This is a genomic window from Enterobacter cloacae, assembly GCF_011078175.1.
Classification (GTDB): Bacteria; Pseudomonadota; Gammaproteobacteria; order Enterobacterales; family Enterobacteriaceae; genus Enterobacter; species Enterobacter cloacae_Q.
Genome location: NZ_JAALCJ010000004.1, coordinates 420,527 through 444,345 on the forward strand (window position 1 = coordinate 420,527; position 23,819 = coordinate 444,345).

Annotated in this window: 18 protein-coding genes; 10 read left to right on the forward strand and 8 right to left on the reverse strand. The window is 55.0% G+C overall.

Annotated elements, in window-relative coordinates:
* Positions 1–4 precede the first annotated feature (4 nt).
* Positions 5–1,912, reverse strand: a complete 1,908-nt coding sequence (locus tag G6Q29_RS11790) for an ABC transporter ATP-binding protein (RefSeq protein WP_165465734.1) — start codon at positions 1,910–1,912, stop codon at positions 5–7.
* Positions 1,913–1,924: 12 nt separating this feature from the next.
* Positions 1,925–4,033, reverse strand: a complete 2,109-nt coding sequence (rlmKL, locus tag G6Q29_RS11795; protein ID WP_165465735.1) for a bifunctional 23S rRNA (guanine(2069)-N(7))-methyltransferase RlmK/23S rRNA (guanine(2445)-N(2))-methyltransferase RlmL — start codon at positions 4,031–4,033, stop codon at positions 1,925–1,927.
* Positions 4,034–4,131: 98 nt separating this feature from the next.
* On the opposite strand from rlmKL, the gene G6Q29_RS11800 reads away from it, so the two are divergent.
* The gene (locus G6Q29_RS11800) at positions 4,132–5,241 is read left to right on the forward strand and encodes a YcbX family protein (protein ID WP_165465736.1); all 1,110 of its coding nucleotides are present in this window, start codon (positions 4,132–4,134) and stop codon (positions 5,239–5,241) included.
* Here the strand turns inward: G6Q29_RS11800 and zapC are convergent.
* Both zapC and pyrD read right to left on the reverse strand, forming a co-directional pair.
* Positions 5,238–5,780 carry a cell division protein ZapC gene (zapC, locus tag G6Q29_RS11805; protein WP_165465737.1) on the reverse strand — a complete coding sequence of 181 codons (543 nt, stop codon included), beginning with the start codon at positions 5,778–5,780 and terminating at the stop codon, positions 5,238–5,240. The two genes, G6Q29_RS11800 and zapC, sit on opposite strands and share 4 nt — an antisense overlap.
* 166 nt (positions 5,781–5,946) lie before the next feature.
* On the reverse strand, positions 5,947–6,957 hold the full coding sequence (gene pyrD / locus G6Q29_RS11810) for a quinone-dependent dihydroorotate dehydrogenase (protein WP_165465738.1): 1,011 nt from the start codon (positions 6,955–6,957) through the stop codon (positions 5,947–5,949).
* Between the two features lie 249 nt (positions 6,958–7,206).
* Here pyrD and ssuE point away from each other — a divergent pair, with 249 nt between their 5' ends.
* From ssuE to ssuB, 5 genes are read left to right on the forward strand one after another with little or no spacing between them, the layout of a single operon-like run.
* Positions 7,207–7,782 (forward strand): NADPH-dependent FMN reductase, encoded by a 576-nt coding sequence (ssuE, locus tag G6Q29_RS11815; RefSeq protein WP_165465739.1) that lies wholly within the window; start codon positions 7,207–7,209, stop codon positions 7,780–7,782.
* Positions 7,775–8,737, forward strand: coding sequence for a sulfonate ABC transporter substrate-binding protein (locus tag G6Q29_RS11820; protein ID WP_165465740.1), 963 nt, complete (start codon positions 7,775–7,777; stop codon positions 8,735–8,737). Before ssuE ends, G6Q29_RS11820 begins: the two co-directional genes overlap by 8 nt.
* On the forward strand, positions 8,734–9,879 hold the full coding sequence (gene ssuD / locus G6Q29_RS11825; protein WP_165465741.1) for an FMNH2-dependent alkanesulfonate monooxygenase: 1,146 nt from the start codon (positions 8,734–8,736) through the stop codon (positions 9,877–9,879). The genes G6Q29_RS11820 and ssuD overlap by 4 nt, the downstream gene beginning before the upstream one ends.
* A 9-nt stretch (positions 9,880–9,888) precedes the next feature.
* A complete protein-coding gene (gene ssuC / locus G6Q29_RS11830) occupies positions 9,889–10,680 on the forward strand; it encodes an aliphatic sulfonate ABC transporter permease SsuC (RefSeq protein ID WP_165465742.1) in 792 nt (263 codons plus the stop codon).
* Positions 10,677–11,447, forward strand: coding sequence for an aliphatic sulfonates ABC transporter ATP-binding protein (gene ssuB, locus G6Q29_RS11835; protein WP_165465743.1), 771 nt, complete (start codon positions 10,677–10,679; stop codon positions 11,445–11,447). Before ssuC ends, ssuB begins: the two co-directional genes overlap by 4 nt.
* 350 nt (positions 11,448–11,797) lie before the next feature.
* Here ssuB and pepN read toward each other — a convergent pair whose 3' ends face one another.
* Positions 11,798–14,410 carry an aminopeptidase N gene (gene pepN, locus G6Q29_RS11840; RefSeq protein ID WP_165465744.1) on the reverse strand — a complete coding sequence of 871 codons (2,613 nt, stop codon included), beginning with the start codon at positions 14,408–14,410 and terminating at the stop codon, positions 11,798–11,800.
* 254 nt (positions 14,411–14,664) lie between these two features.
* Here pepN and pncB point away from each other — a divergent pair, with 254 nt between their 5' ends.
* From pncB to G6Q29_RS11860, 4 genes are all read left to right on the forward strand, one after another.
* Positions 14,665–15,867 (forward strand): nicotinate phosphoribosyltransferase, encoded by a 1,203-nt coding sequence (pncB, locus tag G6Q29_RS11845; RefSeq protein WP_165465745.1) that lies wholly within the window; start codon positions 14,665–14,667, stop codon positions 15,865–15,867.
* Positions 15,868–16,035: 168 nt separating this feature from the next.
* Positions 16,036–17,436, forward strand: a complete 1,401-nt coding sequence (gene asnS / locus G6Q29_RS11850; protein ID WP_015570955.1) for an asparagine--tRNA ligase — start codon at positions 16,036–16,038, stop codon at positions 17,434–17,436.
* 606 nt (positions 17,437–18,042) lie between these two features.
* Positions 18,043–19,101 (forward strand): porin OmpF, encoded by a 1,059-nt coding sequence (ompF, locus tag G6Q29_RS11855; protein ID WP_278186980.1) that lies wholly within the window; start codon positions 18,043–18,045, stop codon positions 19,099–19,101.
* A gap of 184 nt (positions 19,102–19,285) precedes the next feature.
* Positions 19,286–20,476 (forward strand): amino acid aminotransferase, encoded by a 1,191-nt coding sequence (locus G6Q29_RS11860; protein WP_165465746.1) that lies wholly within the window; start codon positions 19,286–19,288, stop codon positions 20,474–20,476.
* Positions 20,477–20,529: 53 nt separating this feature from the next.
* On the opposite strand, the gene G6Q29_RS11865 is transcribed toward G6Q29_RS11860, so the two are convergent.
* From G6Q29_RS11865 to ldtD, 3 genes are all read right to left on the reverse strand, one after another.
* Positions 20,530–21,177: an MBL fold metallo-hydrolase gene (locus G6Q29_RS11865; protein WP_165465747.1), complete on the reverse strand. Its 648-nt coding sequence runs from the start codon at positions 21,175–21,177 to the stop codon at positions 20,530–20,532.
* Between the two features lie 20 nt (positions 21,178–21,197).
* Complete coding sequence (locus G6Q29_RS11870; protein ID WP_003858202.1) at positions 21,198–21,749, reverse strand: YcbK family protein; 552 nt, start codon at positions 21,747–21,749, stop codon at positions 21,198–21,200.
* 175 nt (positions 21,750–21,924) lie between these two features.
* Entirely contained in the window at positions 21,925–23,748 is a 1,824-nt protein-coding gene (gene ldtD, locus G6Q29_RS11875) for a L,D-transpeptidase (RefSeq protein WP_165465748.1), read from the reverse strand.
* Positions 23,749–23,819: the final 71 nt, after the last annotated feature.

A 23,819-nucleotide genomic window follows, 5' to 3' on the forward strand; every position in this document is an offset into this window, starting at 1 on the left:
CTGTTTATGCGCCGTTTTTCAGAGACTCAAGGTACTCCCAGCGCTCAAATGCCTCTTCCAGCGCCTGTTCAGCCTGGGAGAGCTCAGCCAATACTTTCTGAGTATAGTCGTGAGGCTGCGTAAAGAATGACGCATCAGCGACCTGAATTTGCAGTGCTTCCAGTGCAGCTTCCAGCGCTTCCAGACGCTGCGGCAGCCCCTCCAGCTCGCGCTGCAAGTTATAACTCATTTTAGCCGGAGACTTTTTGACAGTTTCTGCTTTTGCAACAACAGGTTCAGCGACATTTTTCGTCTTCGCCTGTTTTTGCGCCAGCGACTGTGATTGCTGTCCACGCGCGTCATGATAGCCGCCCACATATTGACCGATGCGTCCTTCACCTTCGAAGATCCAGCACTCGGTCACGGTGTTATCGACAAACTGACGATCGTGGCTGACCAGCATCACGGTTCCCTGATAACCATCAATCAACTCTTCCAGCAGTTCCAGCGTTTCGACATCCAGATCGTTAGTCGGTTCATCGAGAATCAATAAGTTACTGGGTTTCAGGAACAGACGCGCGAGCAAAAGACGGTTACGCTCTCCGCCGGACAGCGCGCGCACCGGCGTCATGGCGCGTTTCGGGTGGAACAGGAAGTCCTGAAGGTAGCCCAGCACGTGACGCGGCTTGCCGTTAACCATTACCTCCTGTTTACCCTCAGCGAGGTTATCCATCACCGTACGGTCGGGATCCAGCTCAGCGCGGTGCTGGTCGAAGTACGCCACTTCCAGTTTAGTACCGCAGTGGATACGACCGCTGTCGGCCTGGAGTTGGCCGAGCATCAGTTTCAGCAGCGTGGTTTTACCGCAGCCATTCGGGCCGATCAGCGCAATTTTGTCGCCGCGCTGAACCTGAGCGGAGAAATCGTTCACCAGCACTTTGCCGTCAACGGAATAGTTCACGTTTTCCATTTCGAAGACAATCTTGCCCGAGCGGGACGCCTCTTCCACCTGCATTTTGGCGCTTCCCATGACTTCACGGCGTTCGCTACGTTCGCGGCGCATCGCCTTAAGGGCGCGAACGCGGCCTTCGTTACGGGTACGACGCGCTTTGATGCCCTGACGGATCCAGACCTCTTCCTGCGCCAGCTTGCGGTCGAACTCGGCGTTTTGCAGCTCTTCCACGCGCAGGTTCTCTTCTTTCTCCAGCAGATAGGTATCGTAATCGCCCGGGTAGGTCACCAGCTTGCCGCGGTCGAGATCGACAATGCGCGTGGCCATGTTACGAATGAACGAACGGTCGTGGGAGATGAAGATAATGGTGCCATTGAAGGTTTTCAGGAACCCTTCCAGCCAGTCAATCGCTTCGATATCCAGGTGGTTCGTCGGTTCGTCCAGCAGCAGCACCTTAGGCCCGCTCACCAGGGCACGGCCCAGCGCCGCTTTACGCAGCCAGCCGCCGGAGAGTGCCGACAGCTCCATATCCGCTTCCAGGCCAAGCTGGGCCAGCACTTCGTTAATGCGGTTTTCCAGCTGCCACAGGCCGTGGTGATCGAGCATCTCCTGCACTTTTGCCAGCTCGTTGAGATTTTTGTCGCTCGGGTCCGTCATCACCAGATGCGAAATCTCGTGGTAACGCTTGAGGTATTCTGCCTGCTCTGAAATTCCTTCGGCCACAAAATCGTACACGCTGCCGGTGACGTTGCGCGGCGGATCCTGTTGCAGACGAGAGACAATCAGATCCTGCTCGTAAACAATACGGCCGTCGTCCAGCCCCTGCTCACGGTTAAGGATTTTCATCAGCGTCGATTTACCTGCCCCGTTACGGCCGACCAGACAGACGCGCTCGTTATCTTCGATATGCAGCTCTGCATTATCGAGTAGCGGTGAGTCGCTAAAAGAGAGCCACGCGCCGTGCATACTAATTAAAGACATTTATTTTTCCTTTCAGACCGCGGAAATTAGCCAGCAGTTGTGGATTTGACGGTTACGGGCAAAGTCCTGAGACAGCGTTTTTTGGCTGATTTCTTGTGCTTTCAATCCCAGTTCGGCCAGGCCGTCGTGATCCATGCGGAATCCGCGCTTGTTGTTCGAGAACATAATGGTGCCGCCTTTACGCAGCAGACGCTTCAGGTCGGTCATCAGGCGCAGGTGGTCGCGTTGAACATCAAAGCTATCCTCCATACGCTTAGAGTTAGAGAAGGTCGGCGGATCGATAAAGATCAGGTCAAACTGCTCGTCGGTATCACGCAGCCAGCCCAGCACGTCGGCCTGCAACAGGCGATGCTGACGGCCGGTTAAGCCGTTAAGACGCAGATTGCGCTCTGCCCACTCAAGATAGGTGCGAGACATATCTACCGTGGTGGTGCTACGCGCGCCGCCGAGCCCCGCATGAACGCTGGCGCTGCCGGTATAGGAGAACAGGTTAAGGAAGTCCTTACCTTTGCTCATCTGGCCCAGCATACGGCGGGCAATACGGTGATCGAGGAACAGGCCGGTATCAAGGTAATCGGTCAGGTTAACCCACAGGCGCGCGTTATATTCGCCCACTTCGATGAAGTCGCCCTTCTCGCCCATCTTCTGATACTGGTTTTTGCCTTTCTGACGCTCACGGGTTTTCAGCACCAGCTTGTTTGGCGAAATGCCGAGTACGGCGATGGTGGCCGCAATCACATCCAGCATACGCTGACGCGCTTTTTGCGCATCGACGGTTTTCGGCGGGGCGTATTCCTGAACCACCACCCAGTCTGCATAGCGGTCAACCGCCACGTTGTATTCCGGCAGGTCAGCGTCGTACAGGCGATAACATTCGATGCCTTCCTGCTTCGCCCACTTCTCAAATTTCTTCAGGTTTTTGCGCAGGCGGTTGGCGTAATCTTCCGCCACGCCTGACGGTTTGCTGTCCGCTGCAATCTCTGCCAGATGGTAGTTTTTCTGCACGCAGTCCAGCGGGCCGTTTTTCGCCTTGAACTGGCGATCGGCACGCAGTTGCAGGCAGCTCAGCAGCTCCGGCGAGGCGCTAAACAGAGAGAGGTTCCAGCCGCCAAAATGCGTTTTCATATTGCGTCCCAGCAGACTGTGCAGCGCAATCAGCGCCGGCTCGCTGTCCAGACGCTCACCATACGGCGGGTTGCTGATCACCGTACCGTACGGGCCTTTTGGCAGCGGGTTGGTCAGGTTCGCCACGTCTTTCACCTCGAAGGTCACCAGTTCACCGATACCGGCGCGACGGGCGTTGCTGCGCGCGCGTTCAATCACACGTGCGTCGCTGTCCGAACCGTAAAAGTGAGAGGTGTACTCCGCCAGCCCTTTACGGGCGCGGGTCTGCGCGTCGTCTTTGACCTCTTTCCAGATAGCTTCATCGTGCTGCGCCCAGCCTTTGAAGCCCCACTGTCCACGATGCAGTCCTGGCGCACGGTCGGTGGCCAGCATCGCGGCTTCAATCAGCAGCGTACCGGAACCACACATCGGATCGAGCAGCGGCGTACCTGGCTGCCACCCGGAGCGCATCACGATAGCGGCAGCCAGCGTTTCTTTGATCGGTGCCATCCCGGTGCGATCGCGATAGCCGCGCAGATGCAGGCCTGCGCCGCTCAGGTCCAGGGAAACACTGGCCGTATCGCCGTTCAGCCAGACGTTGATACGCAGATCCGGGTTTTCACGGTCAACGTTCGGACGTTCTTTATTACGACGCGTGAAGCAGTCCACAATGGCGTCTTTGACGCGCAGGGCACCGTACTGGCTGTTGCGGATCTCGTCGTTGACGCCGTTGAAATGCACCGCAAAGGTGGCGTCCGGCGTGAAGATCTCTGTCCAGTCGATCATCTGTACGCCGGTGTAGAGATCAAGATCGCTGTAGACCTTGCACTCTTTCATCGGCAGCATGATGCGCGACGCCAGACGGCTCCACATCAGGCTCTGGTAAATAAGCCGCGTGTCGCCCTCAAAATGGACACCACCCTGAACCACCCGGCACTCTTTCGCGCCCAGGGCTTCCAGTTCAGTTTTTAACAGCTCTTCCAGCCCACGGGCCGTACTGGCAAACAGAGAATTCATATCGTCACTTTTACTCATAGAAAATTGTCGCGCATTATAGCTAATATGGCGTGTATGTCATAAAGTTGAAGGCTTATTTTCTTTAGCGGGAGTGTACAGTGGCGACGTTATCCAGGCTTTTTATTCATCCGGTAAAATCGATGCGCGGTATCGGCGTTTCTCACGCGCTGGCCGATATGAGCGGATTCGCCTTCGATCGGATTTTTATGGTCACCGAGCCCGACGGTACGTTTATCACCGCACGTCAGTTCCCGCAGATGGTTCGCTTTATCCCTTCCCCGCTTCATGACGGTTTGCATTTGACCGCGCCGGACGGCTCAAGCGTCGTGATCCGCTTTGCTGATTTTGCGCCAGTTGATGCGCCAACGGAAGTGTGGGGCAATCACTTTACCGCGCGTATTGCGCCAGATAACATCAACCATTGGCTGAGCGGCTTTTTCTCCCGTGACGTTCAGCTGCGCTGGGTTGGGCCCGCGTTGACCCGTCGCGTAAAACGGCACGACGCGGTTCCTCTCTCCTTCGCGGATGGTTTTCCCTTTCTGCTAACCAGCGAGGCCTCACTGCGTGATTTACAGCATCGTTGCAAAGCCAGCGTGCAAATGGAACAGTTTCGCCCGAATCTGGTGGTGACCGGAGCGGATGCCTGGGAGGAAGATACCTGGAAAGTGATCCGTATCGGCAGCGTTATTTTTGATGTCGTGAAGCCGTGCAGCCGCTGTATTTTGACCACCGTCAGCCCGGAGAAAGGCCAAAAACACCCTTCCGGCGAACCGCTGAAAACCTTGCAGTCATTTCGTACCGCGCAGGATAACGGTGATGTCGACTTCGGCCAGAACCTGATCCCCCGCTCCAGCGGCGTGATCCGCGTGGGCGATGAAGTCGAAATTCTTACCCGCGGGCCTGCCAGAGTGTACGGTGCAGGTCAGGAAGAAGAGAGGGTTGACGTTGTGACCAACGTCGCTACCGCAGTAGATATTCACTGGGAAGGCAAAGTTATCCGTGGTAACAATCAGCAGGTACTGCTGGAACAGCTGGAGCAGGCGGGTATCCGCGTACCGTATTCCTGTCGCGCGGGAATTTGCGGATGCTGTCGCATCAAACTGGTCGATGGTGAAGTGAGTGCCCTGAAGAAATCGGCAATGGGCAGTGACGGCACGATCCTGTGCTGTAGCTGCGTGCCAAAGACGAACGTACAGCTGGAAGCTTAAACCGCCTGTTCAAGGCTGAAGGAATCGACGCGCAGTTGTGGTTTCAGCCTGTCATTCATCACTTTGATAGCATCACCTAACTGCATGACTCGCCCGGCAATAGTCACCCCGGGTTGGGCCAGCAGACAGAGCGCGGCATTTTCACCGGGTTCAACCACCAGCAAATTCACCTCTTCTTCGGTATCGCTCAGATTGACGCTCGCCGCATCGCCGGTAGCCGGGTTCCAGCTCATGCCGTGCGCGAGGAAATGCCAGCTTTTCGGCATTTGTGGTTTCAGAAAACGGATCGCCACCAGCGCATTAAGTACCAGTTCAGCGCGCTGTTCTTTGGAGAGATCGAAGTCGCGGCATTTTTCTTCAAAAGAGAAATAGAGGGCAGCGTCGTCAACGCAAAAGCCTGAGGGAGCAAACGCGTCTGGCGTTAACATTCGGCGCGCAAAACGAGAGCGAAACAACATGCCATTGGCTAAGTCAAGCATCATACGGTCATGCTCGTCACAAAAATACCAGCGCCAGTTATCGTCAGGTTTAATTCGCATGTTTTTCTCCCGTCCCCTAAACGTCCTGTACTAAAAATGTCCTGTTTGCCGCTTCGCTTATAACCCTAGTAATAAAAGACTATAATGCCTAAATAAGCAACAATGACGGAATATAAAACAACCAGGGCTGGAAATAAAGCCCTGGTTGTCTGATTAAGAGAAAAGATTAGATATACGTGACGATTTCTTTAATCAACGGCGGACCTTTAAAAATAAAGCCAGAATAAATTTGTACCAGTGATGCACCTGCTGCCATTTTCTCACGTGCAGCGATGACGGAGTCAATGCCACCCACGCCAATAATCGGCAGTTGGCCTTTTAATTCCGCGGAGAGTGCGCGAATAATTTCGGTGCTTTTTAATTGTACTGGACGACCGCTTAATCCACCCGCTTCGTCACAGTTTTTCATTCCCTGAACGAGAGAGCGATCGAGTGTCGTATTGGTCGCAATCACACCATCAATATTATGGCGAACTAAACTGTCGGCAACCTGGATCAATTCTTCTGCCGAAAGATCCGGGGCGATCTTAACCGCCACCGGGACATATTTATGGTGGATAGCCTGTAGCTCCGCTTGTTTATTTTTAATGGCGCTAAGAAGATCGTCGAGCGCTTCGCCATATTGCAGGGAACGCAGCCCTGGGGTGTTAGGCGAGGATATATTCACCGCGATATAACCGGCATAGGCATAGATTTTTTCCATACAAATCAGATAGTCATCTTTGCCTTGCTCAACCGGCGTATCTTTATTTTTGCCAATATTAATACCCAGCACGCCATCAAAATGGGCTTTCTTGACGTTCTCAACCAGATGATCGACGCCAAGGTTATTAAAGCCCATGCGGTTGATCAGCCCCTCGGCTTCAACCAGGCGGAACAAACGTGGCTTGTCATTTCCCGGCTGCGGACGCGGCGTCACCGTCCCGATTTCGATCGAGCCAAAGCCCATCGCACCGAGTGCATCAATGCATTCGCCATTTTTGTCCAGACCGGCCGCCAGACCCAGTGGATTTTTGAACGTGAGGCCCATGCATTGAACGGGTTTTTCTGGCACGTTTTGACGCACCAGTGCGGCCAGTGGCGTTCCTGTAATACGGCGTAACTGCTGAAATGTAAATTCATGAGCGCGCTCAGGATCGAGCTGGAAAAGGGCTTTACGAACGAAGGGGTAGTACATGAACTCTCCTGGATTCCCGGTGTGCAAACCGGGAGGGGATTATGTGCGATCCCGCCCGGAAAGGAAATTGACCTGTGGCAAAAAAAGCCTTCTAAAACGCAATCGTTTACTTATCGGCAAGCTTCTTATGCATTTTTCTGCATTCATCCTGAGGATAAATCATTTAGTGGAATAACCACGCAATGTCACACTCCTGAAAATTGTTATGAATGTTAGGCAAAAGCACACAATTAGTTATAAGGAGCAACCATGCGCGTCATTACCCTGGCCGGAAGCCCCCGCTTCCCCTCTCGCTCCAGCGCTCTGCTGGAATACGCTCGCGAAAAGCTTAATGCTCTGGATGTGGAAGTGTGTCACTGGAATTTGCACAATTTCGCGCCTGAAGATCTGCTCTACGCCCGTTTCGACAGCCCGGCGCTGAAAACCCTGATCGAACAACTTAAGCGTGCTGACGGGCTGGTCGTCGCGACACCGATTTATAAAGCCTCGTTTTCCGGCGCACTGAAAACGCTGCTCGATCTGCTGCCCGAACGCGCGCTGGACGGCAAGGTCGTCCTGCCGCTGGCCACAGGCGGTACGGTAGCCCATTTACTGGCGGTGGATTATGCCCTCAAGCCGGTTCTGAACGCGCTGAAAGCGCAGGAGATCCTGCATGGCGTCTTCGCTGACGACTCACAGGTAATCGACTACCAGCATAAACCGCATTTCACGCCGAATCTCCAAACCCGGCTCGACGTTGCGCTCGAAACCTTCTGGCACGCCCTGAACCGTCGGGATCGCCACGCGTCGGCATTGCATCAATCACAAGGAGTGGCGCATGTTTAAAACCGTTACTCGCATCGGGCTGGCAGGTCTGCTGGCAGTGACGTCGCTGGCTCAGGCGGCGGAGAAAGTGCCGGATAGCCTGCGTATCGGTTATCAGAAGGGTAGCGTCAGCATGGTGCTGGCGAAAAGCCATGCGTTGCTGGAGAAGCGTTTCCCGGAGACCAAATTCTCCTGGGTCGAGTTCCCTGCCGGACCACAAATGCTGGAGGCGCTGAACGTCGGAAGTATAGATTTAGGCAGCACCGGCGATATCCCGCCGATCTTTGCGCAGGCTGCCGGGGCGGATCTGGTTTACGTTGGCGTTGAGCCCGCTAAGCCGAAGGCAGAGGTTATTTTGGTGCCGGAAAATAGCGAGATCAAAAGCGTCGCCGATCTTAAAGGCCATAAGGTTGCCTTCCAGAAAGGTTCGAGCTCGCACAACCTGCTGCTGCGGGCGCTACAGGAGGCCGGCCTTAAATTCACCGATATCCAGCCTGTTTACCTGACGCCTGCCGATGCGCGCGCGGCGTTTCAGCAAAAGAATGTGGATGCCTGGGCCATCTGGGATCCGTACTACTCCGCCGCACTGTTGCAGGGCGGTGTGCGGGTGCTGAAAGACGGCACCTCCCTGAAACAGACCGGTTCGTTCTACCTTGCGGCACGTCCTTACGCTGAAAAAAATGGCGCATTTATTCAGCAGGTGCTGGATACCTTCTCTCAGGCCGATGCGCTGACCCAAAGCCAGCGTCAGCAGAGCATCACGCTGCTGGCAAAAACTATGGGCCTGCCTGAACCGGTGATCGCCACCTATCTTGACCACCGTCCTCCCACCACCATCGCACCGGTTGACGCCCACGTTGCCGCTCTTCAGCAGCAAACGGCAGATCTCTTTTATCAAAACCGCCTGGTTCCAAAGCAGGTGAATATTCGCGAACGCATCTGGCAACCCGCTGGCATTGAAGGAAAAAAATCATGAGCTTGAATCTTTTCTGGTTTTTACCCACCCACGGTGATGGACACTATCTTGGCACAGAAGAAGGCGCCCGCCCGGTCGATCACGGCTATCTACAGCAGATCGCCCAGGCGGCAGACCGCATCGGTTTTACCGGGGTGCTGATCCCGACGGGCCGTTCATGCGAGGATGCGTGGCTGGTTGCCGCGTCGATGATCCCCGTCACCCAGCGCCTGAAATTCCTGGTCGCCTTGCGCCCGAGCGTGGTGTCGCCCACCGTCGCGGCACGCCAGGCGGCAACGCTGGACAGGCTTTCCAACGGCCGCGCGCTGTTCAACCTGGTAACGGGTAGCGATCCGCAGGAGCTGGCGGGCGATGGCGTTTTCCTCGATCATACCGAGCGCTATGAAGCTTCCGCGGAGTTCACCCGCGTCTGGCGACGTCTGCTGGAAGGGGAAACCGTCACCTTCGAAGGAAAACATATCCACGTTCGCAATGCGCAGCTCTACTTCCCGCCGGTACAGCAGCCGCGCCCTCCCCTCTATTTCGGCGGATCGTCGGACGTGGCGCAGGAGCTGGCGGCTGAGCAGGTCGATCTCTATCTGACCTGGGGCGAGCCACCGGAGCTGGTGAAAGAGAAAATTGCTCAGGTACGCGCTAAAGCCGCAGAACATGGCCGTACGGTACGCTTCGGCATTCGCCTGCACGTAATCGTACGCGAAACCAACGACGAGGCCTGGCAAGCCGCTGACCGTCTGATCGCTCATCTGGACGACGACACCATCGCCAAAGCACAGGCGGCGTTTGCCAAAACCGACTCCGTGGGGCAGCACCGGATGGCCTCCCTGCACAACGGCAAGCGTGAAAATCTTGAGATCAGCCCGAACCTGTGGGCCGGGGTGGGTCTGGTGCGCGGCGGCGCCGGTACGGCACTGGTCGGCGACGGTCCAACCGTAGCGGCACGCATTAATGAATACGCGGCGCTGGGGATCGACAGCTTTATTCTGTCTGGCTACCCGCATCTGGAGGAGGCGTACAAGGTGGGTGAACTGCTGTTCCCGCATCTGGATGTCGCTATCCCGGACATTCCGCAGCCACGTCAGCTTCAGTTGCAGGGCGAAGCCGTGGCGAACGCGTTTATTCCGAGAAAAGTCGCGCAAAGTTAAGGAGCCACCATGTCTGCAACCGCACAAAAATGGCTGCTGCGCGCCGCGCCGTGGTTTCTGCCCGTCAGCATTGTCCTCGTCTGGCAACTGGCGTCTTCAACCGGCTGGCTGTCGAGCCGCATTTTGCCCTCTCCGGAGGGCGTGGTGGAAGCGTTCTGGTCGCTAAGCGCCAGCGGTGAGCTGTGGCAACATCTTGCCATCAGCTCCTGGCGCGCGGCGATCGGCTTTTCGATTGGCGGAAGCATCGGCCTGACGCTGGGGCTGATCAGCGGCTTGTCCCGCTGGGGTGAGCGGCTGCTGGATACCTCCGTTCAGATGCTGCGTAACGTGCCGCATCTGGCGCTTATTCCGCTGGTTATTCTGTGGTTCGGCATTGATGAGAGCGCCAAAATCTTCCTCGTGGCGCTGGGGACGTTGTTCCCTGTTTATATCAATACCTGGCATGGGATCCGCAATATCGATCGCGGCCTGGTTGAGATGGCCCGCAGCTATGGTCTGTCAGGTTTTGCCCTGTTTACCCACGTGATCCTGCCGGGCGCCCTGCCCTCCATTATGGTTGGGGTGCGTTTTGCGCTCGGCCTGATGTGGCTGACCCTAATCGTGGCGGAAACCATTTCGGCTAACTCCGGCATTGGTTATCTGGCAATGAACGCCCGCGAGTTCCTGCAAACGGACGTGGTGGTGGTTGCCATTATCCTTTATGCCCTGCTCGGCAAACTGGCGGACGTCAGCGCCCAGTGGCTGGAACGTAGCTGGCTGCGCTGGAACCCGGCCTACACCGCTCTGGAGGCGAAAGCATGAATACTGCACGACTGAACCAGGGAACACCGTTACTGCTGAACGGCGTGACCAAACGCTACGGCGACAACACCATTCTGAACGCACTGGATCTGCATATTCCTGCCGGACAGTTTGTGGCCGTTGTCGGCCGCAGCGGTGGCGGCAAGAGTACCCTGCTGCGTCTTTTAGCCGGGCTGGAAGCGCCAAACAGCGGTGACATTCTGGCCGGCACAACGCCGCTGGCCACGATTCAGGATGATACGCGCATGATGTTTCAGGACGCACGTCTGCTGCCGTGGAAAACGGTGATGGATAACGTCGGGCTGGGGCTCAAGGGACAGTGGCGGGATGAAGCCCGTCAGGCGCTGGCCGCCGTTGGGCTGGAAAATCGTGCGGGAGAATGGCCTGCGGCGTTATCGGGTGGGCAGAAGCAGCGCGTGGCGCTGGCGCGGGCGTTGATTCACCGTCCCGGCCTGCTGTTGCTTGATGAGCCGCTCGGCGCGCTTGATGCCCTGACGCGGATCGAGATGCAGGATCTGATTGAATCCTTGTGGCAAGCGCATGGCTTTACGGTTCTTCTGGTCACGCATGACGTGAGCGAAGCCGTGGCGATGGCCGACCGGGTGCTGTTAATAGAGGAAGGGAAAATAGGTCTGGATCTGACGGTGGATATCCCGCGGCCTCGCCGCGTGGGATCGGCCCGACTGGCGGAGCTGGAAGCCGAAGTGCTGGATCGGGTGATGAAGCGTGGGGAAGCGGAGATTCAGCGGATAAAGGCTAATGCCTGATGCCCTCACCCCGGCCCTCTCCCACAGGTCTGAGGGTTCTCCACAAAATAATGCCTGCACAGACGGCTCCCTCTCCCTTGTGGGAGAGGGCTGGGGTGAGGGGGAACATACGGCTCTGGTGGTCATTCCGTTCACGTTATGTTCCTTGCTACTCTGTCACAACATAACCTGTGAACATGCCAGGGTGGCTCAGCGCATCGCTGAAAGCCTTCAGTCGTTCTCAAACCAGTTTATTGCTTTGCGTTAAAAAAATTACTGGGGAACCCTCAGCCCACAGGGAGAGGGAGAAAACCGATGCCCCGCGACCCCACGTAAGCCCGGTAAGCGTAGCGCCACCGGGCTTTTTTACCTCAGGCCAGCGCCTTAGCAATCTTCTCGTACAGATCGCCAGACAGATTTTCCAGCCCTTTCAGCTGCTCAAGCGCGGCGCGCATTTTCGCCTGACGCTGCGCATCGTAGCGTTTCAGGCGGATCAGCGGCTCAATCAGACGAGACGCCACCTGCGGGTTACGGCTGTTCAGTTCGGTGAGCATTTCAACCATGAACTGATAACCGCTGCCGTCTTCGGCATGGAATGCGGCCGGGTTGCTGCTGGCGAAGGCACCAATCAGAGAGCGGACGCGGTTCGGGTTGCTCATGGTGAACGAGCGGTGCTTCAGCAGGCTGCGAACCTTGCTGAGTACATCGGCTGCCGGGCTGGTGGCCTGAAGAATAAACCACTTGTCCATCACCAGACCATCCTGATGCCACCTGTCGTCGTACTCCTGCATCAGCGCATCGCGGCACGGCAGCTCGGCGGCAACGCTTGCAGCCAGCGCGGCCAGTGCATCCGTCATGTTATCGGCTTCGTGGTACTGCTTGCTGACCAGCGTGTTCGCCAGCTCTGCCTCACCAAACGCAAGATAGCGCAGGCAGGTATTGCGCAGGGAACGTTTACCGATATCCGCATGTTCCACCCGATACGCGTCCAGCTTGTTGGCGTTGTAAATGGCGAGGAACTCATCTGCCAGCTCGGTCGCCAGCGTGCGGGTCAGCGCTTCACGTACGGCGACGATCGCAATCGGGTCGATGATGTCAAACAGCTCGGCAATTTCAGTCGCAGACGGCAGCGTTAAAATTTCAGCCGCCAGCGCCGGGTCAATCTTCTCATCCAGCAGGATGGCACGGAACGCGTCTGCCACATGAACCGGCAGCGTCAGCGGCTGGCCCTGCTGGTAACGGTTGACGTTCAGCTTGATGTAGGTCGCCAGCAGGCTTTGTGCCGCATCCCAGCGCGAGAAATCGTTGCGCGCGTGACGCATCAGGAACGTCAGCTGCTGATCGCTCCACTTGTATTCAAGTTTAACCGGCGCAGAGAATTCACACAGCAGGGCTGGCACCGGCTGGAAATAGACGTTATCGAAGATAAAGGTCTGCTCTGCCTGGGTCACGTTCAGCACGTTATGTACCGGGTGACCGCCCTTCTGTAACGGGATCACGTTGCCTTCGTTGTCGTACAGCTCAACGCTGAACGGAATGTGCAGCGGATGTTTCTCTTCCTGCTCGGCCGTTGGCGGCGTGCGCTGGCTGATGGTCAGCGTGTACTGCTCGGTTTCCGGGTTGTAGTCGTCTTTGACCGTCACAATCGGCGTACCGGCCTGGCTGTACCAGCGGCGGAAATGAGACAGATCGACGTTAGAGGCGTCCTCCATCGCCTGGACGAAATCGTCGCAGGTGGCCGCACTGCCGTCGTGACGCTCGAAGTAAAGCTGAATCCCTTTCTGGAAATTCTCTTCGCCCAGCAGGGTGTGGATCATGCGGATAATTTCTGCGCCTTTTTCATACACCGTCAGGGTGTAGAAGTTATTCATCTCAATGACTTTATCCGGGCGGATCGGATGGGCCATTGGGCTGGCATCTTCTGCAAATTGCAGACCACGCATGGTGCGCACGTTGTTGATGCGGTTCACCGCCCGCGATCCCAGATCGGAGCTGAACTCCTGATCGCGGAAGACGGTTAAGCCTTCTTTCAGGCTCAGCTGGAACCAGTCGCGGCAGGTGACGCGGTTCCCGGTCCAGTTGTGGAAATATTCGTGGCCGATAACGCGTTCAATATCGAGGTAATCTTTATCCGTTGCGGTATCGGTACGCGCCAGCACGTATTTTGAGTTAAAGATATTAAGACCTTTGTTCTCCATCGCGCCCATGTTGAAGAAATCGACAGCAACGATCATATAGATGTCGAGGTCATATTCGAGGCCAAAGCGCGTTTCATCCCACTTCATGGAGTTGATGAGGGAGGTCATTGCCCACGGCGCGCGGTCAAGGTTGCCACGGTCCACGAACAGTTCCAGCGCGACTTCACGGCCAGAGCGCGTTTTGAAGGTGTCGCGCAGAACATCGAAATCTCCCGCCACCAGCGCAAACAGATAGCAAGGTTTCGGGAACGGATCCTGCCACTGTACCCAGTGACGGCCATTCTCCAGTTCCCCCTCGCCAATCCGGTTGCCGTTGGAAAGCAGGTACGGGTACAGCGTTTTGTCGGCAATAATTTTGGTGGTAAAGCGCGCCAGGACATCCGGGCGATCGAGATACCAGGTAATGTGGCGGAAACCTTCGGCTTCGCACTGGGTACACAGGGCTACGCCTGACTGGTAAAGCCCTTCCAGCGCGGTATTGGCGGCAGGGCTAATTTCATTCACGATGCGCAGGGTAAAGCGTTCCGGCAGGTTGTCGATGACCAGCTGGTTGCCTTCTTCTTTATAGTCTGACCAGGCTTCATCATTAATATGCAGGGAAACCAGTGCCAGGTCTTCACCATCCAGACGCAGCGGCACGGCTGTCGCGCTCTGGCGCGTCACCTGGCTTACCGCCGTCACGACGGTTTTTGTGGCATCCAGGTCGAAAGTCAGATCGATATCGCTTATCAGGTAATCCGGCGCACGGTAGTCGTGGCGGTATTTAGCTTGTGGCTGTTGTGTCATAGAAAACCTTATGCATCGTTTGTCGAGTAACGATTCAATATATTCCTGTTGTGTAAAACGCGCTATGCAGAATGTTCATCTTTTCAGGCACAACGCCCTTTTTAGCTACATTTTTATAACACGAGGCACGAAATGCACTCGACCATAAAGTGTGCTTATGTTGTGATCGGGGTTCAATAAATCACTAAACAAGGTATACTCCGGAGTTGTTTATTGTACTAAACGCTCCCGTGAGAGGATGCTACAGCGCACCTATGACTCAATTCGCTTCTCCGGTTCTGCATACGTTGCTGGATACCGACGCGTACAAGCTGCATATGCAGCAAGCCGTGTTTCACCACTATCATGATGTTCATGTTGCGGCGGAATTTCGCTGCCGGGGTGACGACTTGCTGGGTATTTACGCAGATTCCATTCGTGAACAGGTCGATGCTATGCAGCATCTGGCGCTCAACGATGACGAATATCAATGGCTTTCTGGCCTGCCTTTCTTTAAAGCGGACTACCTGAACTGGCTGCGTGAGTTCCGCTATAAGCCGGAACAGGTCACCGTCACCAATGATAACGGTAAGCTGGACATTCGCCTGACCGGCCCGTGGCGCGAAGTGATCATGTGGGAAGTGCCGCTTCTGGCCGCGATCAGCGAGCTGGCCCACCGCTATCGCTCCCCTGAAACCGGTGTGACGCAGGCGGTTGCCGCGCTGGAGAATAAACTCGTTGAGTTTTCCAGACTGACCGAAGGGCTGGATATGTCCCGCTTCCGTCTGATGGACTTTGGCACGCGCCGCCGCTTCTCTCGCGAGGTTCAGGAAGCCATTGTCAGACGTCTGCAACAGGAGCCGTGGTTCGTTGGCACCAGCAACTACGATCTGGCGCGTCGCCTTGATTTAACGCCGATGGGCACCCAGGCGCACGAATGGTTCCAGGCGCACCAGCAGATCAGCCCTGACCTTGCCAACAGCCAGCGCGCCGCCCTCGCCGCGTGGCTTGAGGAATACCCGAATCATCTGGGTATTGCCCTGACGGACTGCATTACCATGGACGCGTTCCTGCGCGACTTTGGCCCTGAGTTTGCCGAACGCTACCAGGGTTTACGCCATGATTCCGGGGACCCGGTTGAATGGGGTGAGAAAGCCATCGCCCATTACGAAAAACTGGGCATCGACCCCATGAGTAAGGTGCTGGTCTTCTCCGATAACCTTGACCTGGCGAAAGCCGTCGACCTTTATCGCCATTTCTCATCGCGGGTGAACCTGAGTTTCGGGATTGGTACGCGGTTAACCTGCGATATCCCTCAGGTGAAACCGCTGAACATCGTCATAAAACTGGTGGAATGTAACGGTAAGCCGGTCGCGAAGCTCTCCGACAGTCCGGGCAAAACCATCTGCCATGACAAAGCGTTTGTCCGCGCATTACGTAAAGCCTTCGATCTGCCTCAGGTTAAAAAAGCCAGTTAACGGCTTCGGGGGAGCCTTCATGGCTCCCCTTCTCTTATTAATTTCTTATTTCTTCTCTTAAGACGGTGAAATTTACTTGTCTGATAGCGGATGGCAGGTAACATAGATATCCCCCCTATAAGGGCGGACAAGTGTTTATTTTTTCCGACTATTAACAGAGAGAATATTATGAGCGTTGTGCCTGTAGCCGACGTACTCCAGGGCCGTGTCGCCGTTGACCAGGAGGTCACCGTGCGCGGATGGGTGCGTACTCGCCGAGATTCTAAAGCTGGCATCTCCTTCCTCGCCGTCTATGACGGTTCCTGCTTTGATCCTGTACAGGCCGTCATTAATAATTCTCTGCCCAATTACAATGATGACGTTCTGCACCTGACAACCGGCTGTTCCGTGATCGTCACCGGTGTTGTGGTGGCCTCTCCGGGCCAGGGTCAGAGCTACGAAATTCAGGCGACCTCGGTGGAAGTGACCGGCTGGGTTGAAGATCCTGACACCTACCCGATGGCTGCAAAGCGTCACAGCATCGAATATCTGCGTGAAGTCGCGCATCTGCGTCCGCGCACCAACCTGATTGGTGCGGTTGCCCGCGTGCGTCATACGCTGGCGCAGGCGCTGCATCGCTTCTTTGACGAGCAGGGTTACTTCTGGGTTTCTACTCCGCTGATCACGGCTTCCGATACCGAAGGCGCAGGTGAAATGTTCCGCGTTTCAACGCTGGATATGGAAAACCTGCCGCGTACGCCGGAAGGTAAAGTCGATTACGACAAAGACTTCTTTGGTAAAGAAGCCTTCCTGACGGTTTCCGGCCAGCTCAACGGCGAAACCTACGCCTGTGCGCTGTCTAAGATCTATACCTTCGGCCCAACCTTCCGTGCAGAAAACTCCAACACCAGCCGTCACCTGGCGGAATTCTGGATGCTGGAGCCGGAAGTGGCCTTTGCCGACCTGAATGACGCGGCAGCCCTGGCAGAAGCGATGCTGAAATACGTGTTTAAAGCCGTTCTCGAAGAGCGCGCAGACGACATGAAATTCTTCGCTGAGCGTGTCGATAACGACGCCATCGCCCGTCTTGAGCGCTTCGTCTCCGCAGACTTCGCACAGGTGGATTACACCGACGCGGTCGCTATCCTGGAAAAATGCGGTGAGAAATTCGAAAACCCGGTTTACTGGGGCGTGGATCTCTCCTCCGAGCACGAACGTTATCTGGCAGAGAAGCACTTCAAAGCACCGGTTGTGGTGAAAAACTATCCGAAAGACATTAAGGCGTTCTATATGCGCCTTAACGAAGACGGTAAAACCGTTGCCGCGATGGACGTGCTGGCGCCGGGCATCGGTGAGATCATCGGTGGCTCCCAGCGTGAAGAGCGCCTGGATGTGCTGGACGCGCGTATGCAGGAGATGGGCCTGAACCCGGCGGACTACAGCTGGTATCGCGATCTTCGTCGCTACGGCACCGTTCCACACTCCGGCTTTGGCCTGGGCTTCGAACGTCTGATTGCTTATGTAACAGGTGTTCAGAACGTACGTGATGTGATTCCGTTCCCACGCACACCGCGTAACGCAAGTTTCTAACCAACCAAATCATTAATGGCCAGCAAATGCTGGCCATTATTTTATCCTGCAATGTCAGTTTTCGTCAGTCAGAAGTAAGCGTCTTCAAACCACAACCCCGCTATTCCCTCTACCTGTTACGTTTTGTTTCCACGAAATATCCTGAGACAAAAAAATAACCACATTCTTATTGCGCTTAAAACAATTCTTACGTGATAGCATAAAAAACAACCAATTTCACAGCCATCTGGATGGCTTTTGTCGATTATAAGAAAAAATGAGTCGTTTAACTTCTGTTTATACGAAAGGCCTTTAGCTAAATTAAATATAAGGAAATCATATATATAAGAATAAAGCGGATGTTTATTTCGCCAGGCGGCACTGAAATTTGAGGTGCTTCACAAAGTTCCCAAAAATACATATTTGGTTACACATATTTTCTTTTGGTAACTGAATCTTGAAGATTGTAGCACTTTCAGTGTAGCGAAACGGTTCTATGAATGGAAAGATGCCTGTCAGACACATAAAGACACCTAACTCTCATCAATAGTTCCGGAAATATTTATTGACAGAATTTATTGGCGGCAGTGGCGAGTGTCATAAAAAAACCAATGAGGGTAATAAATAATGATGAAGCGCAATATCCTGGCAGTGGTAGTCCCTGCCCTGCTGGTAGCCGGTGCAGCAAACGCTGCTGAAATCTATAACAAAGACGGCAACAAATTAGATCTTTACGGGAAAGCAGTCGGCCTGCATTACTTCTCCGATAATGACAGCAACGATGGCGACAACACTTACGCACGTCTGGGCTTCAAAGGTGAAACTCAGATCAACGATCAGCTGACTGGCTACGGTCAGTGGGAATACAACTTCCAGGGTAACAACTCTGAAGGCGCTGATGCGCAGAACGGCAACAAAACCCGTCTGGCATTCGCAGGTCTGAAATTCGGTGACGCAGGCTCCTTCGACTACGGTCGTAACTACGGTCTGGTCTATGATGCAATCGGCATCACCGATATGCTGCCTGAGTTCGGTGGCGACACCGGCGCGAGCGATAACTTCTTCTCAGGCCGTACGGGTGGTCTGGCGACTTACCGTAACAGCAACTTCTTCGGCCTGGTTGATGGTCTGAACTTTGGCGTTCAGTACCTGGGTAAAAATGAACGTGGTGAAGCAGTACGTTCCAACGGCGACGGCTGGGCAACCTCTCTGAGCTATGATTTCGAAGGCTTCGGCATTGTGGGTGCTTATGGCGCCGCTGACCGTACCAACAACCAGCAGACGCTGGATTGGGGTAAAGGCGACAAAGCTGAACAGTGGGCGACCGGCCTGAAATATGACGCGAACAACATCTACCTGGCAGCGATTTATGGCGAAATGCGTAACGCAGCGCGTCTGGGCAGCCGTGGTTTCGCTAACAAGTCTCAGGACTTCTCTGTCGTCGCTCAGTACCAGTTCGACTTCGGTCTGCGTCCATCCATCGCTTACTACAAATCTAAAGCGAAAGACGTAGAAGGTATCGGTGACGAAGATTACATCAACTACATCGACGTGGGTGCGACATACTACTTCAACAAAAACATGTCTACCTATGTTGACTATCAGATCAACCAGCTGAAAGACGACAACAAGCTGAAGATCAACAACGACGACATCGTGGCTCTGGGTCTGGTTTACCAGTTCTAATCAGCACACCTCGTTGTTATATGCTTAATGAACAGGGCTTCGGCCCTGTTTTTTTATTCCTGAGAGAAAATAATAGCGACTTTTGAAAAGCCGCACGCTTTTCGTCGCAAACGGTTGGCATTTTGTAAATCTACCGTTAACCTGATAGCGGATTTCACTTCTGTAATCACAATGGAACTTCGTCATGTTTGAGAACATTACTGCCGCTCCTGCCGACCCAATTCTGGGCCTGGCCGATCTGTTTCGTGCCGACGACCGCCCTGGCAAAATCAACCTGGGTATTGGTGTATATAAAGATGAAACCGGCAAAACTCCGGTACTGACCAGCGTCAAAAAAGCTGAGCAGTATCTGCTGGAAAACGAAACCACCAAAAACTACCTCGGTATTGATGGTATACCTGAATTTGGTCGCTGCACCCAGGAGCTGCTGTTCGGCAAAGGCAGCATCATTGTGAGCGAAAAACGCGCCCGCACCGCGCAGACCCCAGGCGGTACCGGCGCACTGCGCGTGGCGGCAGATTTCCTGGCGAAAAACACCTCTGTGAAGCGTGTGTGGGTAAGCAATCCAAGCTGGCCGAACCACAAGAGCGTGTTCAATTCTGCGGGTCTGGAAGTGCGTGAATACGCGTACTACGACGCGGCAAACCACGCGCTGGATTTCGACGGCCTGCTGGCCAGCCTGAGCGAAGCCCAGGCGGGCGATGTGGTGCTGTTCCACGGCTGCTGCCATAACCCAACCGGTATCGATCCTACGCTTGAGCAGTGGGAACAGCTGGCTAAGCTGTCCGTTGAAAAAGGCTGGCTGCCGCTGTTCGACTTCGCTTACCAGGGCTTTGCCCGTGGTCTGGAAGAAGATGCTGAAGGTCTGCGCGCCTTCGCCGCCGTCCATCAGGAGCTGATTGTCGCAAGCTCCTATTCCAAAAACTTTGGCCTGTATAACGAGCGTGTCGGCGCCTGTACGCTGGTGGCCGCTGACGATCAAACTGTCGATCGCGCATTCAGCCAGATGAAGTCCGTGATCCGCGCTAACTACTCTAACCCACCGGCACACGGCGCGTCTGTGGTCGCGACGATCCTGAGCAACGATGCGCTGCGCGCAATCTGGGAACAAGAGCTGAACGATATGCGTCAGCGCATTCAGCGCATGCGTCTGCTGTTTGTGAACACGCTGGCTGAGAAAGGCGCCGATCGTGACTTCAGCTTCATCATCAAGCAGAACGGCATGTTCTCCTTCAGCGGCCTGACCAAAGAGCAGGTGCTGCGCCTGCGTGAAGAGTTTGGCGTGTATGCCGTTGCCTCTGGCCGCGTGAACGTTGCAGGTATGACGCCTGACAACATGGCGCCGCTGTGCGAAGCCATTGTCGCGGTGCTGTAACCTGCACCCATAAAAAAAGCCTGCATCGCGCAGGCTTTTTTATTTTACCGGGTTTACCAGACAGGCATCTCATCCTGAAGGAACGGGTTCTGCAACCGCTCATCCCCCAGCGTCGACATCGGTCCGTGTCCAGGGATAAAGGTCACATCATCACCTAACGGCAATAACTTCTGCTTAATCGACTGAATCAGCTGACCGTGATCGCCGCGTGGGAAATCACTGCGTCCTACGCCCCCTTTGAAAATCACGTCACCGGAAATCAGCAGGCGCGACGCCTCTTCAAAGAAGACAATATGGCCGGGCGTATGCCCTGGGCAATGCAACACCTGTAAAGTTACATTCCCTACGTTAACGCGATCGTCTTCGTTCAGCCAGCGGTCCGGTGTCAGTGGCTGACAGTCATCCAGACCAAACATACGGCTTTGGGCAGGCAGCCCCTGAAGCCAGAACTCATCTTCTTTTTCCGGGCCGATAATCGGCACACCGTAGTGTTCAGCCAGTTCAGCCGCTGCACCCACATGGTCGAGATGGCCATGGGTCAGTAAAATCTGCATCAGCGTTACGCCGCTGGCAGCGACTTCCTGCTTGATTGTCTCAGCGTCTCCGCCAGGATCGACAAGCGCGGCCAGTTTAGTTTGTTCACACCAGATCAATGAACAGTTCTGTGAGAACGCGGTAACCGGAATAATACGATAGTTCATACTGCTCCTGTGTTTCGTTATTACCAGTGCCGAACCGGCCCGGTATCAATATGCACAAAGTTGCTACGTGGGTAGTATCCTACACCACCTGCGCGCATAGATAACGCCGCTTTGCGAATATTGGCTAACGAAACGCCTTCAATATGGAAATCCATCGCCTGCCCTTTGGTGTGATAGCTTTTTTTCGCTACCCCACGGCTGTGGGCGCGCAGTTCATTGTTGGTATCCAGAGAGCGATAGCCAGAAATGAGTTGCACTGGCCTTTTGGTTCCCAGCAGTCCCTGCAAGCGGTAAAGCTGATCGAATAATCCAGGGTCGATGGCTTTGATTTTATTCGCGCGGAAATCACGGAAAAAGTGGTTGAGTCTTGCTAATTCATCCTGAATATAGCCTCTGCCATCGAAAAATTCCGCTTTAAGCGTCTCACCAGTGTGCAGATTGTTGAGCGTTAAAATACGCGGACGAGGTGTCGAGAGGGTGGCAAATGCTGGCGTCGGAAGGATGGCAGCTGCGCCCAGCGCAACACCACCTAACGCCAGCAATTTGCGGCGATTAGCGTCAAATTTGTCCATGATAATCAGGTCTACAGGTAAAAGAAATTGTCAATATGCTTAGCGCACGAAGGGCACCATAACTGGCAAAGCCTGTTACGTCAAGGCGCCCAACCCCAGTAAATACGCGGCTTGCAGCCAGATCGCCTCATATTCACCATAACTTACGACAATCGTTTTTACCGAACTACTTCATTTACCTGATTAATTGTTCCGCTTTTGGCAAAATTTGTGCGCCGGATCGCGCTGTCAGATCATAATTGTAAATATCTGTACGATACTGGGTACGACCGTCTGCCCCTACAAACGCCGTCAGATAGTACAGATTGACCGGAATATTGTGGCGGATATTGACGTAACGCGTATCTCCCTGCTTCAGCGCATCTGATATCCGCGTATCGTTCCAGCCTGCATCCTGCAACAGCATATTCGCCAGCTCGGAGGCCTTGTTCACGCGGACACAGCCCGAGCTAAGCGCGCGCGCGTCTTTCTGGAACAGATTATGGTTCGGGGTATCATGCAGGTAGATTGCATCCGAGCTTGGCATATTGAATTTATAACGTCCCAGCGAGTTATGCGCGCCCGGTGCCTGCTGGAAACGGAACGGCAGGTTCGAAGGCGTTATCGTTGACCAGTCCACCATCCACGGGTCAATCGCTTCTTTGCTGTTCCAGCCACGCATTACCGTATAGTTATGCCGCTCCAGATAACCCGGGTCATTCCAGACCTTAGGCAGAATATCTTTGCGCGCCAGCGTCGGCGGCACGTTCCACGGCGGGTTAACCACCACGTTATTCAGCGCGCTGCTCATCATTGGCGTTTTGCGGTCAGGTCGACCGACAATCACGCGGGACGCCAGCACTTCGCTACCGTCCTGATAGTAGACCAGGGAGTACGCCGGAATGTTGACCATTATGCCGGTGGATAACGTGCCCGGCAGCAAGCGCAAGCGCTGGATATTCAACGCCAGAACCCCTGCCCGCTGGGCCGGAGAGACGTTCAGCCAGTCGCGAGTAGATGGGCCAATCACGCCGTCAGCGCCCAGCCCCTGCGCGGCCTGGAACTGCTTCACTGCGGCGACCAGCTCGCGATCGTAAGCGGCGGGCTTATTGCTCAACGCAACGGCAGTTTTCTCTTTTACCGGCGCCGACGGGCTGACGACCGCATTTTGCGTCTCGTCACCGGGCAGCGCAATTTTAGGGCCGCTGTCGAGAATGCCTGAGCGTTTCATAATTTCGCGGATCGCAGGCACATCGCTGCTCCACTGCCCCGGACGTAGCGTTGTGGTGCCGCGCAGCTGAGGCCACGGGCGGGAATCCGCAACCAGCTCAAGAAGCGACTGATGCATCGTGGCATATTGTGGGTGGGCAGGCGCAAGGCTTGCGATAAAGCGCGGCAGTTCGCCGTTATCCAGCGACAGCTGCCACTGATTAATGACGGACAGCGCGGGCGTCGCCAGCTTATACGGTTTACTGCTGTATAACCAACGATTGCCGTTCACGGAAATGCCCGCCACAAACTGTAAGTAGCCCATCATGGCATCAGACAGCACCACGTCACGCGTCTGTCCGGTAACGGCCGGGTCGGTCAGGAGTTCAACCCAGGTCGTAAACTGCGGCTGAAAACCCGCAATCGCCACTTCAGCCAGCTGCTGCTGGAAGGCACGTATCGCCTCGCGATTTTCCCACATCGGTTTCATATCGCGCGCAGCGTAAAGCAGCGTGAGCTGATTAATGTAAGCAGGAGTATAGCCCGATGGCAGCCCGTTCATAAGCTGCTGGCGTAATGATTCAGTATCAATGCCTTCCGGCAGCGGTTTAATGCCGGCCATGATGGCCGTCGCCGGAGACTGATCCAGCGGTTGTGACAGCGACGTCGGCTGCGCGCCCATCGTTGCGGAGCTGTCAGTCGGTACAATTTCAGGCTCATCGGCCTGAGCGGTAAACAGTGGAGCAAACATCACTGTCAGGCACAAACTCAGCGCAGACAGCTGACGACCACGATTTCTATTAAGCAACATCCCTTGCCCCCTGTTTTCACGACATGCCCATTATTCTGGAGCTTTACTTCAGTATAGAAAGGCATATACGC

Coding starts and splice junctions, on each gene's coding strand:
- G6Q29_RS11790 (WP_165465734.1), bottom strand. CDS start 1,912: ATGTCTTTAATTAGTATGCACGGCGCGTGGCTCTCTTTTAGCGACTCA.
- rlmKL (WP_165465735.1), bottom strand. CDS start 4,033: ATGAATTCTCTGTTTGCCAGTACGGCCCGTGGGCTGGAAGAGCTGTTA.
- zapC (WP_165465737.1), bottom strand. CDS start 5,780: ATGCGAATTAAACCTGACGATAACTGGCGCTGGTATTTTTGTGACGAG.
- pyrD (WP_165465738.1), bottom strand. CDS start 6,957: ATGTACTACCCCTTCGTTCGTAAAGCCCTTTTCCAGCTCGATCCTGAG.
- ssuE (WP_165465739.1), top strand. CDS start 7,207: ATGCGCGTCATTACCCTGGCCGGAAGCCCCCGCTTCCCCTCTCGCTCC.
- G6Q29_RS11820 (WP_165465740.1), top strand. CDS start 7,775: ATGTTTAAAACCGTTACTCGCATCGGGCTGGCAGGTCTGCTGGCAGTG.
- ssuD (WP_165465741.1), top strand. CDS start 8,734: ATGAGCTTGAATCTTTTCTGGTTTTTACCCACCCACGGTGATGGACAC.
- ssuC (WP_165465742.1), top strand. CDS start 9,889: ATGTCTGCAACCGCACAAAAATGGCTGCTGCGCGCCGCGCCGTGGTTT.
- ssuB (WP_165465743.1), top strand. CDS start 10,677: ATGAATACTGCACGACTGAACCAGGGAACACCGTTACTGCTGAACGGC.
- pepN (WP_165465744.1), bottom strand. CDS start 14,410: ATGACACAACAGCCACAAGCTAAATACCGCCACGACTACCGTGCGCCG.
- pncB (WP_165465745.1), top strand. CDS start 14,665: ATGACTCAATTCGCTTCTCCGGTTCTGCATACGTTGCTGGATACCGAC.
- asnS (WP_015570955.1), top strand. CDS start 16,036: ATGAGCGTTGTGCCTGTAGCCGACGTACTCCAGGGCCGTGTCGCCGTT.
- ompF (WP_278186980.1), top strand. CDS start 18,043: ATGATGAAGCGCAATATCCTGGCAGTGGTAGTCCCTGCCCTGCTGGTA.
- G6Q29_RS11860 (WP_165465746.1), top strand. CDS start 19,286: ATGTTTGAGAACATTACTGCCGCTCCTGCCGACCCAATTCTGGGCCTG.
- G6Q29_RS11865 (WP_165465747.1), bottom strand. CDS start 21,177: ATGAACTATCGTATTATTCCGGTTACCGCGTTCTCACAGAACTGTTCA.
- G6Q29_RS11870 (WP_003858202.1), bottom strand. CDS start 21,749: ATGGACAAATTTGACGCTAATCGCCGCAAATTGCTGGCGTTAGGTGGT.
- ldtD (WP_165465748.1), bottom strand. CDS start 23,748: ATGTTGCTTAATAGAAATCGTGGTCGTCAGCTGTCTGCGCTGAGTTTG.